Origin of the sequence: Cohnella sp. LGH, assembly GCF_017671885.1 — a bacterium.
GTDB classification, from domain to species: domain Bacteria; phylum Bacillota; class Bacilli; order Paenibacillales; family Paenibacillaceae; genus Cohnella; species Cohnella phaseoli.
The window spans coordinates 4,383,822-4,402,590 of the sequence record NZ_CP072117.1; the positions used below are offsets into that span (position 1 = coordinate 4,383,822).

The window sequence follows — 18,769 nt, forward strand, 5'->3', positions numbered from 1 at the left end:
CGAGGCTCATCTCTACCCGCTCATCCGCGTTTGCCCGCATTCGGGCGGAGGCCCGAAAATGACGGACGATTGCAGCGGAGAAATCACACGCGCATATTCCGCCGCCGGAATACAATAGGCGCGCTGGATCACTTCCGGCGGAATCGCGCGAATAAAATCCGAGCCGAAGACGACGTCGGGCGTCGGCTGATCGAAGATCGTCAACAGATGCGTCTTGTCCGTCATCGCCACAATCCAGTGGAACCATCCCTTCGGCAGCTGGCATACCTGCCCCGGCTTTAACAGATAAGTCATTAGCCTCTGCGTAAACGGATTAAAGACCGACACGGTCGCCTCTCCGGCAATGACGAAGACAAGCTCGTCGGCATTCGTATGCCAATGCGGCTGAACGACGATTCCTTGGCTCATATGAACGTTGAACAAGCCGGTCGATATGGCGGGAAGCTGCGTGCCGAACACTTGCGTTACATAGTTGCAGGCATTCAGAACGTAATTGACCGCCGTATTGGAATCGGCCGCGAGATTCAAGTTCGGTGACATCAAGATCGGATTCACTAGGAAGCTCCTCCCTACATGGGCTGATTCCCTATGTTATGTGACTCTTCCTTAATGCGTGAACGCCGACAAAGCTTTTTCCTTCCCTCTCGTTGGACAGATTCCTCGGCTCTTCTCCGGCTCAACTCGGTTCGTCTTTGGCGTTGTCCAGCAGGATGGCGTTGATGGCGTTCAGGAACGCGTTCGCGCTTGCCTTTACGATATCGGTATCCATCGCCCGTCCCGTATACGTCCTGCCTCCGCAAGAGACGCGAAGGTTCACCCGGCCAATCGCCTCTTTGCCTCTGGACAGGCTGCTGATCTTGTAGTCGTTCAGGTCGACGTCCAGGCCGACCAACGACTTGATGACGCCGTACAGCGCATCGATCGGGCCGTCGCCGACCGCGCTGCCTTTGATAATCTCAGCTCCCTTTTTCAACTGAACCGAAGCGGTCGGGAACGTGTCGTTGCTGACGACCTGGAACGAATCGAGGGCATACAGCTGCGTTTCGCCGCTGCCGATATCGTTCTGGTCCGCCACCAGGTAGAAGACGTCGTGATCGTACACTTCCTTCTTCGCGTCGGCCAGCGCCAGAAACTTCGCGAACAGCGCCTCGAACGCTTCTCCCTCCCCCGCCTCGAAGCCCATTTTCTCCACTGCATTCCGGAAAGCGTGTCGTCCCGAGCGCGCCGTCAAAATCATCTCCATGCTGTCCGCGCCGACCTCTTCCGGAGACATGATCTCGTAGACGTTCTTATCCTTGAGCAAGCCGTCCTGATGAATGCCCGAGGAATGCGCGAACGCGTTCTCGCCGGTGATCGCCTTGTTGACCTGAACGTCCAGTCCCGTCAGATGGCTGACCAAGCGGGAAGACTTGAGCAGCTCCTGCGTGCGAATGTCCGTGTAACCGCCGTAGAAGCTCTCCCGGACTTTAAGCGCCATGACGACTTCCTCCAGGGAGGTGTTGCCCGCCCGTTCGCCCAGCCCGTTGATCGTTACCTCGACTTTGTCGGCGCCGTTGCGGACCGCGCTCAGCGTGTTCGCCGTCGCCATGCCCAGATCGTTGTGGCAGTGAACGCTCAGAATGACGCGGTCGTCCAGGTTTTTCAGCCGCTCGTTCAGCTTGCGAATCAATTCGCCGTATTCTTCGGGAACCGCGAAGCCGACCGTATCGGGAACGTTAATCATCGTCGCCCCCGCCTTGACGACCGCTTCGATCGTCGACCACAAATACTCGAAATCGGAGCGGGAAGCGTCCTCCGTCGAATACTGCACGTTCGGCAGCAGCGTCTTCGCGTATTTCACCGCTTCAACGCCCATCTCCAGCACAGCGTCCTTCGAACGGTTGAACTTCTTCTCCACGTGAATGTTCGATGTGCCCAGCACAATATGGATAAGCGGATTTTGCGCCAGCTTGATGCTCTCATGCACGGCGTCGATGTCCTTCTTCACCGCGCGGGCAAGCGCTGTAATCGATACGGTGTCGCCTACGCTGCGCACGATTTCCTGCACGGCGCGGAAGTCTCCCTCGGAGGATGCCGGGAACCCGGCCTCGATGATGTCGACGTTCAGCCGTTTGAGCTGCTTGGCGATTTCCAGCTTCTGATATACGTTCAATTTGGCTCCCGGCACCTGTTCTCCGTCGCGCAAAGTCGTATCGAGTACAATAATTTTTCTGCTCATGTTCGTTCCTCCCGTAATCGGTATTCATGATCTATATCAAGCGAGGTTGGACGGACCCGGAATCCGGCCAACAAAAAAACCCCGTCTCTGCTATAGAGACGAGGTTGAACTCGCGGTACCACTCTAATTCGTTTTCCGCGCGCGGAAAACAATCTTGTTCGATGGCCATCACCATCTATCCCTGTAACGGTGGAATTCCGTCCTGCCCTACGTTGTCGGGCGAGCTGTTCATAGACGAGTTCGGAATGGACGACGCTGCCGTTTCGCACCAGCCAACGGCTCTCTGAAAGGTCATGTCATTCTTACTATTTCTAATCGTAACATTTTCGTTCTGAATTTAATGGCTATTATAGAACTCCGGCAGAGCGTTGTCAACTCACAATTGTGAATTTCGTCCCTTCCTTTGCTCCGGACCGGAATTGCACGGGAGTAACCCCCTCCCACTTCTTGAAAGCGTTCTGAAAAGCGCTAGGCTCCGAATAGTGCAGCAAATATGCAATCTCCGACACCGAATGCTCTGAGCGGCTCAAATAGCTCTTGGCTAGTTCCATTCGAGCGCTTGCGCCCAGTCCGTTGAAGGAGGCGCCCTCCTCCTGAAGCTTCGCCTGCAGCGTTCTTGCGCTCATCCCGAAATGCAGGGCCGTCTGCCTCAGCGTGGGAAAGGAAATGGGCAGACGCTGCATCAGCCACTGAAAGACGCTGTCCGACATCGTTTTGCCCCGGGTCAATCTTTTCATCGTCTCAACGGCGATCGCCTCGAACGACGACCGTAAACGGGCATCGGAATATAAGATCGGGTAGTCCAGCACCGCCCTGTCGATGCGGAAACACGTTTCCGCGCAGCCGAATCGCGGTTCGATCCCGAAAAAGTCCACATAAGGCGCGACATCCCCGGGAGCATCGTGGGAAAATCGCAGCTCGCGTAGGGAAACGGGTCTATTAGCGAACCTGCGCATGAGCAGGTACAGCGAGCCGGCCATATCCTCCATGCAATGCCGGGACATACGAGCAGCCGGATTCTGGGTATAGAGGCGGAGTACGACGTCCTGATCCTCCTCCTCCAGCGCAATATTAAAGCCACTGCACAGAATGACGTTGAAGCGTCGATACGCGTCCAGAGAGCCCGCTATCGTCTCCGAATGCATCATCACGTAACCAAGAATGCCCATATCGGCCGAATCGGTCATTTGCCCTTGGCTCAGACCGAAATAACGGTCCTCCGTATAAGCAGCGGCGGCATTCATGAGCCGCTCAAGCTCCAGCGCGGAAATTCTCGCTTCCGGGTCTCGCAGCAGACCCATATCGAACGCCGCGAACTCGCCGAACCGCTCCGGATCATAGCCCTTGCGCACGAGCGTCTTCACTATGGGATACACCATCGATACAGCCATTCCTTGATCGTTCACCCGTCACCCTCCTTTGCGCAATTCAGCAGCAATTCTGCGCGTCGCATCATAGGCGTTTTCCGCGACTCGCCTTATGCTGAATACAGTGCTTACCCGATATCCTAACATACGAAAACAGGGAAAAGGAACCCCGAGCCGGTTCCTCTTCCCGATATGGAGGTCAATGCTATGAGCAAAAAAATTCTCGTCATTTCCGGCCACCCGAACCCCGACAGCTTCTGTTCCGCTTTGTCCCGCGCTTATGCGGAAGGAGCTATCGGCTCCCGGGCCGACGTGCGCTTGATCGATCTGAGCGCAACCTCGTTCGATCCGCATTTGAAATACGGCTACCGCCGAAGAACCGAGCTGGAGCCCGCGCTTGTCGAAGCCCAGGAAGCGATTCGCTGGGCCGATCACCTCGTCTTCGTCTATCCGACCTGGTGGGGCGCCATGCCCGCCATTCTGAAGGGCTTCATCGACCGCGTTTTCCTGCCTGGCTTCGCTTTTAAGTACAGAGATAATTCCCCGCTATGGGATAAGCTGCTCCTGGGCAAAACAGCACGCCTAATCGTCACCATGGACACCCCGTCCTGGTACAACCGGTTCATCTACAGACGGGCCGGTCACGGCGTCATGAAACGCAACATTTTGCAGTTTTGCGGCATTAAGCCGGTGCGCATCACCGAGATCACCCCGATCAAAGACTCCACGGACGCGCAGCGGACCTCATGGCTGGAGCAGGCGAGGAAGCTGGGAATGACCGAAGCCTAGAACGGCTTGGCGATCATAAGCGCCAGCACGACGATCGGCAGCAAGGTCCGGCTGTGCCGAAAACGGCCCATAGCCGCGATACGCGCCGATATTCGGCGGATAAGCTTCCGCCAGCAACGGATGCTTCGCTATGGCGGATCATCGCCCGCTGCAGCGGAATCAGCACCGCGCCCGAGATCAGACCGGTCGCTCCGAAGACGGTTAGCGATATCGTCAGCCAATTGCTTTCGTTCATCGGAATGCCGGATTTGTGCGCCATAGCGATACCGGATACCGTAATCAGCACGATCCCGGGCAGCGTAAAAACAAAATCGGCCAGCATAACGCTCCTCGCAGCGTCGCGAACGACGACCGGATTCCTGCCGATGTCCGCCCGTACTTTCCAGAACGCAGCCGTAACGATATTTCCTACATGGATTCATCAATTATTCCCTCCTCTTAACGCGTCTGGGGCTGCAACAGCTTGCGAATCACTGGCCTCGCCTACCGAAAAAAGCCCATCTCCGCGCTGTCCAGCGAGAAGATGAGCTTTCCGGTGCTGCTAGAAACTTACTTTTGCGATACGGATTTGAACCAATCGTTGACTTCCTGCGTCACTTGATCGCCGCCGTTCGCTTTCCAGCTTGCGACGAAATCGTCGAACGCGTCTACCGGAAGCTTGCCGTAGATGATTTTGTTGAACGTCTCCAGCTCGGATTGACGGAGCAGGTTCCATTTCGAGATCATCGTCGGCGTAGCCGCGCCAGTGAAGTAGTTCTGCTTGCGAATATCGATTTGCGACATGACGACCTTCGCGGCATACCAGTTTTCCGGTTTGCGGAACGTGGCGAGCTGCTTCTCGTAAGGCGTTTCCGCCGTGCCGCCGTCCGCGAGCTTCACGAGGGATTTCATGTACAGATCCGGAATGCGCGCCGGCCCCGTAATATAAGGGAACTTGTCGAAGAAGTCCTTGATCTTGTCCTTGTCGTTCGTCGGCTTGCCGTCGACGATATCCCAGTCGTAGCCTTGGGCGAAGCCGTATTCGTACGGGCTTCCGACTTGCGGGTTAGCCAGGTTGTCAAGCAAGTAGTTATAGTACAAAATGATCGCTTCCGGGTGTTTGGCATCCTTGTTAATCATGAAGCTGCTGTTGACGCCGGAGTTTTGCCATTTCGTTCCGATCAGGCCGTCCGGACCTGCCGGGATCGGATAGGCTTTGTATTTCGAGCCCGCAACGTTCTTGAGCAGATCGGGAGCCGGCCAGTCCGGAACCCAGTTCGCGCCCGGCAGTACGCCTGCGTTGCCCTTCGTCCAGATTTCGGCCGATTTGCCTTCGTCCCATAGCGCCGAGTCCGGATGAATATAGCCTTTGTCCATCCATTCTTGCAGCTTGGCAAGCGCCTGCTTCGCTCCAGGATTGACGGAGCCGTATTCGAGATTGCCGTTTGCGTCCTTATTCCACTGCTCCTGAACCGAGCCGTAAGCTCCGAACAGCCAATCCAGTCCGCCCATCCACGTATTCGTGTTGTTTTTCAAGGAGATGGCCAGCGGATAGACGTTCTTGGCAGCCAAACCGTCCGGATTCTCGTTCTTGAATTTGTCCATGATGTTCTCAAGATCGGCGATCGTCTTCGGAGCTTCCAGTTTCAGCTTCTCCATCCAGTCTTCGCGGAGCCAGAGAAGCGTATCGTCGTTGTCCGTGTACTCCATAATCGGCAGGTTCCATTTCTTGCCGTCCTTCGTGAACGGATACCACAGCTCGGGATGCGCTTCGGCATGGCTTTTCCAGGTAGCGTTCGCATACTTGTCGAACAGTTCGTCGATCGGCATGAATTGTCCGGAATCGATCAGTTGGTTCGTCAGTACGGCGTCCGTAGGCACCATGACGAAATCCGGCAGCTTCTCGCCGGAAGTAAGCGCAAGCTGAAGCTGCTGTTTGTACTGATCGCTGCCGGCCGGATACCAGGTATCCTTATACTTGAGACCGAGCGTTTCGAGCATCCAGCGGTCGTGGACGTTATTTTCCTTCGTTTCGCCTTTCGTATACTCCTTGGGCATAATGACCGTGCTGATCTCGATCGGCGGATCGTATTTGCCTTTTTCAAACGCGAGATCCGCTTCCGACTTCGACTCGGAAGGCGATGCCGACGTCGAGGCGCTGGCGCTAGGGCTTGCCGAACCGGTTGCGGCAGCGTTGCCGCCGTTGTCCGCATTGTTGCTGCAAGCCGAGACGACCAACGTCGCGCCTACGAGAGGCAGCCATAGCTTTCTGAATTGACTCATGTTTGCTTATCCCCCTGCATTGTAAGATGATCACATGAGTAACTTTACCAACGGGGCATGAAGGTCATCTATAGGATTTTGTTAGTTTCGATAGGACTCTGTCATGTTGTTGCTTTGCCGTCCCGGTAATCCTGCGGCGTGACCCCGTACTGGCGCTTGAATACCTTGATAAAATAGGCCGGATCGAGATAGCCGATCTCCGAGCTGATCTCGTAAATCTTCTTCTCGGTCGTCTTCAGCATATGACAGGCCGTCTCCATCCTTAGGCGGAATACATAATCGCTGACGCCTTCCCCTGTCTCGATTTTATAGAGCTTCGACAGATGCGTCGGATGCAGGTTGACGTGGTCCGCCAGCGCCCGCAGAGAGACGTCCAGATGCAAATTCCTCTCGACGAACTCCTGGATTTTCTTCACGTATACGGAGCGAATGTCCTTCACTTCGCTCGACACGCTTTCCTTCAGCTTGCCCAAAGCGCCAAGCGACCAATTGCGCAGCTTGCCGATCGAGGCGAAGGCATCTCCGTTCTGCAGCGGCTCTATGTCTTCCCCGATCAGCGACGCCAGCGATTGGCCGTTGCGATGAGCGTAATGCGCGAACGAGGAGGCGACGACATAGCCTGCTTCAAGGCAATGCTCCCACGATTCGGAGCCCTTCTCGTCCAGCTCCGCGCAGATGTCTAGCAGCTTCCGCTCGGCCGCGTCCCAGCGACCGGCCTCCAGCAGATTGCCGAGACCCGGAGGCGCATGCAGCACGTCCAGCGATTCCTGCGAGACGCTGCGCTCCAGATCGCCGGCCCGCATGACGAATTCCCGCTCGTCGCCGACGATCTGCCGAAAATAAGCGAGCGCATGGCGGTAACGCTCCGCCGCCTTGTCGGGGAACACGAACGTCTCGGTCGTCACGATCGAGAGCGAGCCTTTCAGAAACTGCTTCACCTTCGCCTGAAGCTGCATCGACAGCTTCTCCAGCAGCAGATCCGCGCCGACTTCGGCCGTATCGCGGAATTGCAGCAGAAAGGCAAGATAGCCGTGTTCTTCCTTAACGCCCCAGACGTTCGCATATTCGCCGAATATTTCGTCGGCGATGTTCAGGATCGCATATTCCAACAGCTGCTGTCCGTTGCTCCACCGCTGTCCGAACTCGTCCTCCAGACGAACGAGCAGCAGTGCGCTGTCCCCGCGGCGAAACGGCAAGCCGTAGCTTTCCAGCTTGCGCGCCCATTCCTCCTCGGACAAGCGCTCGCCGTGAAGTGCGTTCAGCAGCAGTTGTCCCCTCAGCAGCGGCAAATTTTCCCGGAGCGTGTTTTCGGTTCGTTCGCGGGAGCTGACATTTTCCCATTCCGCCTTGAGTTGAGCGATTGCGGAGCGCGCCGCCTCCGTCAGCTCGGCGTCGGTCGGCGGCTTCAGCAGATAATCCACCGCCTGGTTGCGCAGTGCCTCCTGCGCATATTCGAAGTCGGAGTGGCCCGACAGGATGATGCACTTGATCCGCTTGTCGCGCTCGCGAATTTTCTCGATCAGCTCAATCCCCGTCATCTCGGGCATCAGAATGTCGGAAATGACGAGATCGATCGGATACGTCTCGATAATGCGCAGCGCCTCCTGCGCGGAATACGCCCTATGAACCTGTTCAATGCCGAGCTCGTGCCACGGCTTGGTCGTCGATAAGTTGTCTACCCAATGGGCTTCGTCGTCAACGATGATCATCTGCATCTGTAAGGTCTCCCTCTTGTTTAGATGTCGCTCTCTGTTCTGTCGCCTGGACGGGCGCCGCCGTTTCCCAGACGATCTCCGTCCGCAGTCCGCCCAGCTCGGAGGCGGAGAAACGGAGTCCCGATTTCTCCCCGAACTGCGTCACAAGTCTCTGGCTCGTATTCCAGAAGCCGTAGCCCATGTCGTCCTGAAGCGGCTCCTTCATTTTGCGGTTCAGCGCCTCGAGCTGTTCCTCGTTTAAGCCCGGTCCGTCGTCATCCACGTAGATCCGGCAGAAGCCGTCGTGCATTTCTCCGGCAATGCGGATTTCTCCCGAAGAATAGGATTTGCCGACGCCGTGGATAACGGCGTTCTCAACGATCGGCTGAAGCAGCAGGCGCGGAACTTGCTGCCTCTGCATCTCCTCGGGAATGTCGATCGTATAGTGAATTCGGCCGTTGCGCAGCTTCTGGATGTCCAAATAGTTGACGATCAGCCGCATCTCGTCGGCCAGAGACGCCGTCGGCCGTTCCATACGCGTAATGTAGCGGTAATAAGCGCTCAGATTGTGCCCCATGGAGACGACCGCTTCCTCGTCTTTCATTTGGGCCATATTAATCATGTAGCCGATGCAGTTGTACAGAAAATGCGGGTTGATCTGCGCTTGCAGTTGCTTTAAAGTCGCCTCTCGCGCCCGCAGCTTCTCGTTTAGCACGTTCTCGATCAGACTTTGAATTTGCCGCGACATATCGTTGAACCGGTAGAACAGAAACGCAAACTCGTTGTTCGCATTCGCGTCGATGCGCACCGAGAAGTCTCCCCGCTGCACGCTCTGAAGACCGCGGATCAGCTTGCGGATCGGGCGCTGTACGTTGCGATAGATCAACACGGAAGCCGAGATGCCGACGACGGACAGCAGCACCATCGTCAGATAGAACATATTGCGGCTGTACGAAATCGGGCCGAGAATCTGATCGACCGGCACGACGTCCACCAGATGCCAGCCCAACTGCGGCGACAGTACGGCGCTGATCAGATAGCTCTTGCCTTGTAGCTTGACGACCTCCTGCATCGTCTCCTTAAGTTCCGTACCGTCGAGATATCGGACCAGTTCGTCCGTAAGCTGCGCGGACGCCGTCCGATTCGTAATCGGCCGGTCGCCGCGATGGTAGAAAATCGGATCGCCGCGGCCGCCTTCCTTATACGAATCGAGCATGTTCTGAATGTTGTCGTGCTTGAATCTGGCTTCCACAACCAGGTTGCTTCCTCTCAGCACGTTCTGCTGGCCGAACGAATCGGTGAAAAACCAATGAAAGGCCGGCTGCTGGCCGGGAGCGGGCTCTGTTCCGTCTCCGTAGGACCATCTGCCGGTAACGTTGCGCCTGAGGTATTCCTCGTCGTAAGCCGGCTGCTGATCCTCGGTCGCGTTGGAGATCGCCTCTTTGTTTAACTGCGAGTACACGGTAAACCTGACCGGCCAAATGTTCATAATCCCGGATTGCAGCGCCATTTTCTCCTGGATGATGTAGCGGGTTTGCATCTTGTCGTAGCGATCGTCCCAGATGTTGAGGCCGTTGAACTTCCGCACGTTCGGGTCGCGCGAGAACGTGACGACGAAGTCCATCGTCTGGTTGATTCGCGAATCGATCTGGCCGGACAGGAAGGACAGCTGCCGAATATTAGACGCCTTCAGCTCCTTGTCGACGACATCGGTCGCCACCTGGTTCGAGTACGTGTACAGCGCCAAGATCGGGATGAACAGCAACGCGATCAGTCCGTTCATTTTCGCAAACAGGCTTGATTTTTTCGTGACGTAATTCATGCTCTTGCCTAGCTTCATATCCGGTCCCCCCAGCTCATGACCCTAACAAAACCCTATCGATCCTAACAATGTCCTATAGTTCGATGCTCACACACGTTGTTACTATGATATAGCAGGCCTTGGCCTGAACGATAATGGGAATTTCATGGAACGGGAGAGAGCTATGAACGATACGACTTTGCCGAATGCGAAACTGACTAAAGCCCCCGGAACACGGAAAAGAAAAGGCTATCGAATTCCGTGGACGCTGCACCTGATGGTGCTTCCGGCCGTTGTGCTCGTATTCGTATTTGCTTACTTGCCGATGTCCGGTATTATTATCGCCTTTCAGGACTATAAAGCGGCGCTCGGCTTTACCGGCTCCCCGTGGGTCGGCCTGAAGCATTTCAATTACATGTTCGAGAACGATTATTTCGTGAAAATTATCGGCAACACGCTACTGTTCGCCTGCTCCAAAGTGGTGCTGAACCTGATCATTCCGTTTACTTTCGCGCTGCTGCTCAACGAGGTGCGGAATATGGGCTACAAGCGGGCGATCCAGACGCTCGTGTACTTGCCCCATTTTCTGTCGTGGGTTATTCTCTCCGGAATTCTGATCGACCTGCTGTCCCAGACCGGGATCGTCAACCAGTTTCTGATGAACGTATTCGGCCTGAACAAACCGATCTTCTTTCTTGGAGACGGCACGTGGTTCCGAATTACGATTGTCGTCAGCGACGTGTGGAAGGAATTCGGCTTTAACACGATCATCTTCCTGGCCGCCCTTGCCGGCATCAATCCTTCTCTGTACGAGGCAGCCGAAGTGGACGGCGCAGGTCGCTTTAAGCAAACGATGTTTGTAACGATTCCGTCGCTCATTCCGATCCTGATCGTCGTCGCGACGCTGGCGCTGGGTAACGTGCTGAACGCCAACTTCGACCAAGTGTTTAACCTGTACAGCCCGATGATTTACCAACAAGGCGATATCATCGACACGTTCGTATATCGGGAAGGCTTGCTGAGCGGCCAATTCAGCTTCGCGACGGCCGTCAGCCTGTTCAAATCGGTGATCAGCCTGATCCTGATCGCGATCTCGTACCGATTGGCCTACAAGCTTGCCGGATATCGAATTTTCTAGGAAGGATGATGACATCGCATGTACCATAAAACAGTACCTTATCGCATATTCAGCGTCTTCAACTACGTGCTGCTCGGCGTAATCTCTATTCTTTGCTTGCTTCCGATGTATCATTTGCTGATGGTGTCGCTCAGTTCCTCGGCCCCGGCCAACGCCGGTCTCGTCTCGCTCTGGCCCGTCGACTTCTCGTTCGATGCTTACGCAAGGACGTTCGAGAACAAAAACTTCTTAACCTCCCTCAACGTCTCGGTACAGAGAACGCTTCTGGGAACGGCGCTTGCGTTAGTCGTCAACGCCACCGCCGCCTATGCGCTGTCGAAGGACAACCGCATGTTCCGAGGACGCACCATCTACATGTGGTACTTCGTCGTCACGATGCTGTTCAGCGGGGGCTTGATTCCAAGCTACATCTTGATCCTGAAGCTCGGCCTGATGAACAATCTGATGGCGCTCGTTCTTCCAGGGTTGGTCGCGGTCTACAACCTTATTCTGATGCTGAACTTCTTCCGCAACGTGCCTAAGGAGCTGGAGGAAGCCGCATTCATTGACGGAGCGGGCCATCTGCGGACATTTTTCTCAGTATACCTGCCGATCTCGCTGCCTTCCATCGCCACGATCGCCCTGTTCACAATGGTTGGCCACTGGAACGCCTACTTCGACGGCTTGATTTACATGAAAACGGCCGAAAAGCTTCCGCTCGCCAGCTTCATGCAAACCATTATCGTCGCCGAGGACATGACCGGCTTCGACGTCTCGGTTGTCGTCAACAAAGCGCAGCGGACGATCAAAGCGGCGCAAATCTTCATCGGCGCGCTCCCGATCCTGCTCGTCTACCCGTTCCTGCAGCGTTTCTTCGTTAAGGGCGTCGTCATTGGCGCGGTTAAGGAATAATCGCAAGCAAACACCCGATGACTGCATCTGCGTTGCAAAGTTAAGCGCCTCTTAGGGGGCGCTTTTTTGCGTCTTATGCCTTCAACGAATGCACAAAACCGCCGCGAAAGAGGGGCTGCCCCATACTGCATATGGAACAGCCCTATCTCCTCTGTTTGCCATTATTGGCCTTATCTCAACTTGCTCTTACGGTCTCGCAGACCGTTGCACGCTCCGGACGTCCTTCTTTCGTGCCTCTTACGGTCTCGCAGACCGTTGCACGCTCCGGACGTCCTTCTTTCGCGCCTCTTACGGTCTGACAGACCGTTGCACGCTCCGGACGTCCCTCTTTCGCGCTTCTTACGGTCTGACAGACCGTTACACGCTCCGGACGTCCTTCTTTCGTGCCTCTTACGGTCTCGCAGACCATTGCACGCTCCGGACGTCCTTCTTTCGTGCCTCTTACGGTCTTGCAGACCGTTGCACGCTCCGGACGTCCTTCTTTCGCGCCTCTTACGGTCTGACAGACCGTTACACGCTTCGGATGTCCCTCTTTCGCGCCTCTTACGGTCTCGCAGACCGTTGCACGCTCCAATCCTCACGTCAGATTACTTAATGAGCCGGAAAGGTAGAGCGGTGTTTGTTTGGCTGTTCGGTCCCACGTAGGCGATGAATGCGCCGGCGTCGCTGCTGTGCGTAAGATCGGAATGGTAGTAGCGAAGCTGCGGCTCTTCCAGCGTAAACTCGACTACGCAACTTTCTCCGGGTTGAAGCGAGACTTTGCGGAACGCCTTTAGCTCCTTCACCGGACGAACAACCTCGCCAGATAAATCGCGAACGTACAACTGCACCGTTTCAACCCCGGCGACCGCGCCTTTGTTCGCCACCTTGACTGAGACGCTTAACGTGCTGCTGGAAGTCATTTCGTCGGACGACAACTGCGCGTCGCTGTACTCGAAGTCCGCATAGCTTAACCCGAAGCCGAAAGGCAGCAGGGGCTCATTCGGAATATCCAAGTACTGCGACACGTACCGGACCTGCGCGTCCGGCGCGCCCTGCGGGCGGCCCGTGTTGTAGGCGTTGTAATACACCGGCACTTGGCCGACGCTGTAAGGGAACGACATCGTCAGGCGTCCCGACGGATTGGCATCCCCGAACAGCAGGTCCGCCACTGCGTCGCCCGCTTCAGACCCCGGGAACCACGCCTCCAAAATCGCGTCTGCCTCGTCATACACGCCATGCAGATCCAGCGGACGCCCATTGAACAGCACGACGACGGTCGGCTTGCCAAGCGACCGAATGCTGCGAACGAACTCCAGCTGTACTTGCGGCAGGCGGATATCGGCCCGGCAGCCCGCTTCCCCGCTCATGTCCGAATGCTCGCCAAGCGCCAGTACGACCGTATCGGCTTCCTGAGCCGCAGCCAAAGCCGCCTGCCACTGCTGCGCCTCGGCCGTTTCGATGCCGCAGCCTTCCGCCACCAGCAGTTCAGCCGAGCCGGCAAGCTTGCTCCTCATGCCGTCGGCAAGCTTGATCGCGTCATCCTTTGAGCCCGTCCACGACCACGGTCCGAGCACGTCCCCGCTAGTCGCGAATGGACCAATCAGGGCGATCTTTCGTTTATTGTCCAGCGGCAGCACGCCCTCATTTTTCAACAACACACATGATTTCACCGCTAACTCCCGTGCAGCGCGACGATGCTCGTCGCAGAACACGATCTCGCTCTCTCGCTGCGGATCGGCTGCCCTGTACGGATTGTCGAACAAGCCCAGTTTTTTCTTCAGCGTCAAAATCCGCAGCACCGCTTCGTCGATCAGCGCCTCGTCGATCTCCTTGCTCTCAATGAGCTCGGACAGATGCTTTACGTAGCAGGAGGTCATCATCTCGATGTCCACTCCCGCTTTCATCGCTTTCAACGCCGCTTCCCGCTCGTCCGCAGCGATTCCGTGAGCAATCAGCTCCTTCACCGCGCCCCAGTCCGAAATAAGTATGCCGTCGAAGCCCCACTCTTCCCGCAGCAGCTTGCGCATCAGCTTCGCGTTGCCCGTTGCCGGAACGCCGTCGACCGTGTTGAACGAGGTCATGACCATCTCGCAGCCCTCGTCCAGCGCAGCCTTATACGCTGGCAAATAAAACTCGCGCATCTGCCGGTCCGACAGATCGACCGTGTTGTAATCGCGTCCGGCCTCGGCTGCTCCGTACGCCGCGAAATGCTTGACGCAGGCCGCAACCCTGTCCGTATCGGCGGACAGATCGTCACCCTGGAAGCCGCGCACGAACGCCCGGGCGAATTCCGAATTCAAATAAGGGTCCTCCCCTGTCGACTCCATCACCCGACCCCATCTCGGATCCCGTACGAGATCGACCATCGGAGCATAGGTAACGTGAACGCCCGAAACGGACGCCTCCTTCGCCGCGATCTCCGCGCTTCGCTCCGCCAGTTCCATATCCCACGAACATCCGATCGCCAACGGAACCGGAAAAATCGTCTTAAACCCATGGACAATATCCGCCATCATCAGCAGCGGAATGCCGTGGCGGTTTTTCTCCAAATGCGTTTGCTGCACGTTGATGACCTCTTGCGCTCCGGCCATGCCGAGCACCGAGCCGGAATTATGGACAGTCGTCTCGTCAATTCCGAGCGACGCCATCGGTCCCGTTATTAACCCACCGTCCTTTGCCCCTTCGTAGAAAGGCACCGCAAGCTGGATCAGCTGCGCGATTTTCTCGTCCAACGTCATTTCCCACAAAATTTGCTGTAAATCGGGCTGTTTATCGTTCCAATCCGCCATGTTTTCGCAACCTCTCAGATGTAATCGAAACGTTTCGATTTCAGTTTCAATTCGATTATAAAACCGCTCCTCACTGCTGTCAAACGTTCAAATCACACTATTGAATACGGTTTCCATATCCGGTATAGTTAAAATCGAAACGTTTCACCCGAATTCGAAGGAGAGAACCTTTTTGGCTAGCATCAAGGACATCGCGAAACAAGCCGGCGTCTCTATCTCGACCGTCTCGTACGCCCTCAATGGCAGCGACAAGGTCACAAAGGAGACTGCCGCCAAAATATTGCAAATCGCCGAAGAGCTTCATTACTTTCCCCACGCCGCCGCCCGTCTGCTCAAAAAGCGTCAGTCCAACTTAATCGGTATCTTCCTGACCGATTTCAGCGGCAATTTTTACGGCGACTTGCTGCAAGGAGTTAAGGAATATTTGAGCGGCAAAGGATACGATCTGCTCGTCTGCAGCGGAGAGAAATCGCGACGGCTCATTCCCGAGCGGATGATCGATGGCGCAATGGTGCTTGACGTCACTTTCTCCGACAAAGAGCTGCTACGATACGCCGGCAAGGGCCACAAAACGGTCGTGCTTGATCGCGAGTTGGCGCATCCGAACGTCAACCAGGTGCTGTTGGATAATAAAGCCGGCGCGACACTGGCGATGGAATATTTGCTGGAGCAGGGACACGACAAAATTTATGCGGTAACCGGTCCCGTCGGCTCCTACGACGCCAATCAACGCCTGCGCGCTGTCCGCCAAGTCGCTGAACGGGCTCCGCACGCCCGAGTCGTCGAGCTGCCGGGCAATTTCAGCAGAGCGTCCGGCGAAGCCGCGGCCCGCACGATCTCGGAAGACTACGATCGGCCCGTGGCCGTATTTTGCTTGAACGACGAAATGGCTGTCGGAGCTTACCGCTATTTTACGACTCACACCGATCTGAAAATCGGGAAGCACATTCATTTAATCGGGTTCGACAATATCGAACTGGCCCAGTTCGCCAGGCCGCGCCTGGCCACTATCGATTATTCGATGCGCAAATGGGGGGCAATCGCCTCCGAGCAGCTGCTCAAAATGATCGCCGGACAGCCCGTCGAAGCCGAAAGAATCTACGTCTCCCTGATTCAGGGCGAATCCGTAGACTCCCACCGCTCAGTCGATTAGCCTCGGTCAACAACACTAGTTGAGAAGATGCAGTTCCATAAGCCCTACAAGTTGCTGTAAAAGATAGTCGATGAACAAGTTGCAAGGGTATGCACCTCCTTCCGCTGCTATACGCTCCCGAAATACGGAATGGATAAACCGGTGACAAGGTTAATTTCAGGAGCGTATGTGGATTGACCCTTAACACTTTCCAGATAAATCAACAGCAGTTATCCGCATAATCATCGAATACACTTTAGTGACATCCCTTTGATTTTGGTCGCTTTGTACGATTTCTCCTACAAACACCCGCCGCTTATGCCCGATCCGAGCTACTTTGTACGATTTCTCCTACAAACGTCCGCCGCTTAAGCCCGATCCGAGTCGCTTTGTACGATTTCTCCTACAAACACCCGCCGTTTAAGCCCGATCCGAGTCGCTTTGTACGATTTCTCCTACAAACGCCCGCCGCTTAAGCCCGATCGGTCCAACCCCCTAACTTTGTACGATTGTCCACCGGACTTCCCTCGCGGAAGTCTCTTCGCATGCCATAAACTCATCCGTCTTTTCAGCCTCAGCCTCGCTTACTTCTTTACAATGCCGTTTCGCTATGGCATGATATATATCAAATGATACGTATCAATCGATATTCAAGGAGGTCGCTATGCCGCCAAAAGCTAAATTTACCAAGGAAGCGATCGTCGACGCCGCGCTTGCCATCGCCGACCGCGAAGGGCTGGACGCGATTACGATCCGCAAAATCGCCGACGAGCTTGGCAGCTCGATCGCGCCGATCTACGTCAATTTCAAAGATGTTGAGGAGCTGAAGGACGCGGTGTTGGTCCGAATCTTCGACCTGTCGGCGGAGATGGCGCGAACGCCATACAGCCCTGACCCTTTCTTAAGCATCGGCATCGCCAGCCTGAAGTTCGCTCGAGAGCATCCTGCGCTGTTTCGCGAACTCGCGGTTAATAATCATCCCCGCCTGAAGGATGTCCAAATGCCCGTCGCAGATCTCCTCTCACAGATGAAGGGCGCACCCAAGCTTGCGCCGTTCTCGGAAGAGGAATTGATGGGGATTTTATTCAAAATGCGTATTTTTCAGCTAGGGCTGTCCGTGATGGACATCAATGGCTCGCTCCCGAGAGTAAGCGAAGAGACGCTCGTCGAGCTGCTCCAGCAAACGGGAGAAGATCTGATCGCCGCCGAACTGGCGCGAAAACAAGCTGTACCTAACGATCCGCAAAAGTAAAGGGGAAACGGCGATGAATGCAATCGAAGCGCAATCGCGAATCGAAGCGCTGTTCCAGCGTACGGTGAATCGCGATCCGCTAATCCGCAACGCTTATTTTTTGGTACATTCCGAACGGTTAGGCGTTCATCTGAAGCTCGCGGAAGGCACCGACCGCGCTGCCCCCGTCCATGAAGACCAGCCCTATTACATTGCCAGCGTCAGCAAGCTGTTCGCCGCGGTCCTCTGCGCCCGGCTTGTCGAAGAGGGTCTGCTCGGCTTTGACGACCCGATCTCGGACTATCTCGATCCCGAGCTGCTGCGCGGCCTGCATCTATACAAGGGACAGGATTTCGGAAACGCCATTCGAGTCAAGCATTTGCTGAACCACTCGTCGGGCTTGAACGATTTTTTTGAGGATAAGCCGAAGGGCGAGGCATCGATGCTTGAGCTCATTTTCGGGAATGCGCAGCGCGGGTGGACGCCTAGGGAGATGGTCGAGTGGACAAAAACGAGGCTGAAAAATCATTTTCCGCCGGGAGCGGGCTTCCACTATTCGGATACGGGCTACCATCTGCTCGGCATCGCGCTGGAGCAGGCAACGGGCAAGCCTTACCATGAGCTGCTGCGCCGACATCTTTTCGAGCCATTGGATATGAAGCAAACCTGGTTTTCCCGCTACTCCGAACCCATCGAGCAGTCGAACGGCTCCCCTACGCTCGCCCGGTTATATGATCGCAACCGCGATGTGACCGAGCTCGAAAGCTTGAGCTTCATGTATGCGGGAGGCGGCGTCGTGTCCACAACCGCAGATCAGCTTAAGCTGATGAAGGCGCTGGTCGAACATCGCATCGTCGGGGAGACGACATTGGCTAAAATGAAAAGCGAACGGGGGAGGTTTTTTCCCGGCATCGATTACGGCTACGGTTTGATGATCATTAAGCCGATGTTTCTGCTTATGCCCGGCAAATACAGCTCCTGGGGCAATATGGGAACGTCCGGCTCGTGGCTGTTCTATCATCCGGAGACCGACGCCTATCTCATCGGTGGCTTGAATCAATTCCGTTACAATCGAAAAGGGCTGAGACTGATGTTTAAGGCGATCGACATTTTGCGGCGTTGCGACAGGCAGCGATAGGCGTAAGCCCGGCCAAACGGCCGGGCTTACGTTGTTTAACGCGTATACTCAAACATATAATTGCCGCTGCCGATCTCGGCGACGACTCTATACTCTGTCTGGCGAGCGGAGATCAACCCTTCCGTCGTCCGCAGCGCCCTGCCTCCCTCGCGCGGGCTTCGGACAGATTCGCTCCCGGCAGGTGCACGACCGCAGTCGCGTTCGGCGGCACCGTCACAATCTGCGTCGCCGTCGCGCCGTCCAGCCGCCAATCGTTACACTGCATGACCGAAGTCCCTCCTTGCTGTCCATGCCGTTCCTTCTTTGCTTATTGTAGTGCAAGCGATATCAAAAAAAT

16 protein-coding genes and 1 other annotated feature are annotated in these 18,769 nt (G+C 55.8%); of the genes, 6 read left to right on the top strand and 10 right to left on the bottom strand.

Translation table 11 applies throughout. The features are described 5' to 3' along the window. Window positions 1-12 precede the first annotated feature (12 nt). The 3 genes from J4772_RS18930 to J4772_RS18940 form a co-directional block, all read right to left on the bottom strand. Complete coding sequence (locus J4772_RS18930; protein ID WP_371822877.1) at window positions 13-555, bottom strand: cupin domain-containing protein; 543 nt, start codon at window positions 553-555, stop codon at window positions 13-15. A gap of 121 nt (window positions 556-676) precedes the next feature. Continuing rightward, complete coding sequence (locus J4772_RS18935) at window positions 677-2,218, bottom strand: 2-isopropylmalate synthase (RefSeq protein WP_209076695.1); 1,542 nt, start codon at window positions 2,216-2,218, stop codon at window positions 677-679. 91 nt (window positions 2,219-2,309) lie between these two features. Beyond that, window positions 2,310-2,546 (bottom strand) — a binding site (T-box leader). Between the two features lie 43 nt (window positions 2,547-2,589). Continuing rightward, on the bottom strand, window positions 2,590-3,624 hold the full coding sequence (locus J4772_RS18940; RefSeq protein WP_247741148.1) for an AraC family transcriptional regulator: 1,035 nt from the start codon (window positions 3,622-3,624) through the stop codon (window positions 2,590-2,592). 168 nt (window positions 3,625-3,792) lie between these two features. Between J4772_RS18940 and J4772_RS18945 the strand changes: the two genes are divergently transcribed. Further along, complete coding sequence (locus J4772_RS18945) at window positions 3,793-4,374, top strand: NAD(P)H-dependent oxidoreductase (protein ID WP_209076696.1); 582 nt, start codon at window positions 3,793-3,795, stop codon at window positions 4,372-4,374. Window positions 4,375-4,387: 13 nt separating this feature from the next. Here the strand turns inward: J4772_RS18945 and J4772_RS18950 are convergent, their stop codons facing one another. From J4772_RS18950 to J4772_RS18965, 4 genes are all read right to left on the bottom strand, one after another. Further along, window positions 4,388-4,792 carry a DUF2269 family protein gene (locus J4772_RS18950; protein ID WP_371822907.1) on the bottom strand — a complete coding sequence of 135 codons (405 nt, stop codon included), beginning with the start codon at window positions 4,790-4,792 and terminating at the stop codon, window positions 4,388-4,390. Between the two features lie 131 nt (window positions 4,793-4,923). Continuing rightward, complete coding sequence (locus J4772_RS18955) at window positions 4,924-6,636, bottom strand: type 2 periplasmic-binding domain-containing protein (protein WP_209076701.1); 1,713 nt, start codon at window positions 6,634-6,636, stop codon at window positions 4,924-4,926. Window positions 6,637-6,737: 101 nt separating this feature from the next. Then, a complete protein-coding gene (locus tag J4772_RS18960; protein WP_209076702.1) occupies window positions 6,738-8,351 on the bottom strand; it encodes a response regulator transcription factor in 1,614 nt (537 codons plus the stop codon). After that, window positions 8,332-10,170 (bottom strand): sensor histidine kinase, encoded by a 1,839-nt coding sequence (locus J4772_RS18965; protein ID WP_247741149.1) that lies wholly within the window; start codon window positions 10,168-10,170, stop codon window positions 8,332-8,334. The genes J4772_RS18960 and J4772_RS18965 overlap by 20 nt, the downstream gene beginning before the upstream one ends. A 145-nt stretch (window positions 10,171-10,315) precedes the next feature. Here J4772_RS18965 and J4772_RS18970 point away from each other — a divergent pair, with 145 nt between their 5' ends. Then, on the top strand, window positions 10,316-11,269 hold the full coding sequence (locus tag J4772_RS18970) for an ABC transporter permease (RefSeq protein ID WP_209076704.1): 954 nt from the start codon (window positions 10,316-10,318) through the stop codon (window positions 11,267-11,269). Between the two features lie 18 nt (window positions 11,270-11,287). Continuing rightward, the gene (locus J4772_RS18975; protein WP_116060417.1) at window positions 11,288-12,160 is read left to right on the top strand and encodes a carbohydrate ABC transporter permease; all 873 of its coding nucleotides are present in this window, start codon (window positions 11,288-11,290) and stop codon (window positions 12,158-12,160) included. A gap of 175 nt (window positions 12,161-12,335) precedes the next feature. Here J4772_RS18975 and J4772_RS18980 read toward each other — a convergent pair whose 3' ends face one another. Continuing rightward, a complete protein-coding gene (locus J4772_RS18980; protein WP_209076705.1) occupies window positions 12,336-12,734 on the bottom strand; it encodes a hypothetical protein in 399 nt (132 codons plus the stop codon). A 13-nt stretch (window positions 12,735-12,747) separates the two neighbouring features. Further along, window positions 12,748-14,931 (bottom strand): beta-glucosidase BglX, encoded by a 2,184-nt coding sequence (bglX, locus tag J4772_RS18985; RefSeq protein ID WP_209076706.1) that lies wholly within the window; start codon window positions 14,929-14,931, stop codon window positions 12,748-12,750. A 172-nt stretch (window positions 14,932-15,103) separates the two neighbouring features. Here bglX and J4772_RS18990 point away from each other — a divergent pair, with 172 nt between their 5' ends. From J4772_RS18990 to J4772_RS19000, 3 genes are all read left to right on the top strand, one after another. Further along, window positions 15,104-16,084: a LacI family DNA-binding transcriptional regulator gene (locus J4772_RS18990; RefSeq protein ID WP_209076708.1), complete on the top strand. Its 981-nt coding sequence runs from the start codon at window positions 15,104-15,106 to the stop codon at window positions 16,082-16,084. 643 nt (window positions 16,085-16,727) lie between these two features. Beyond that, entirely contained in the window at window positions 16,728-17,315 is a 588-nt protein-coding gene (locus tag J4772_RS18995) for a TetR/AcrR family transcriptional regulator (RefSeq protein ID WP_209076710.1), read from the top strand. Window positions 17,316-17,328: 13 nt separating this feature from the next. Next, complete coding sequence (locus tag J4772_RS19000; protein WP_209076712.1) at window positions 17,329-18,432, top strand: serine hydrolase domain-containing protein; 1,104 nt, start codon at window positions 17,329-17,331, stop codon at window positions 18,430-18,432. Between the two features lie 112 nt (window positions 18,433-18,544). Here the strand turns inward: J4772_RS19000 and J4772_RS19005 are convergent, their stop codons facing one another. After that, window positions 18,545-18,697: an alpha-L-rhamnosidase C-terminal domain-containing protein gene (locus J4772_RS19005; protein ID WP_209076715.1), complete on the bottom strand. Its 153-nt coding sequence runs from the start codon at window positions 18,695-18,697 to the stop codon at window positions 18,545-18,547. Window positions 18,698-18,769: the final 72 nt, after the last annotated feature.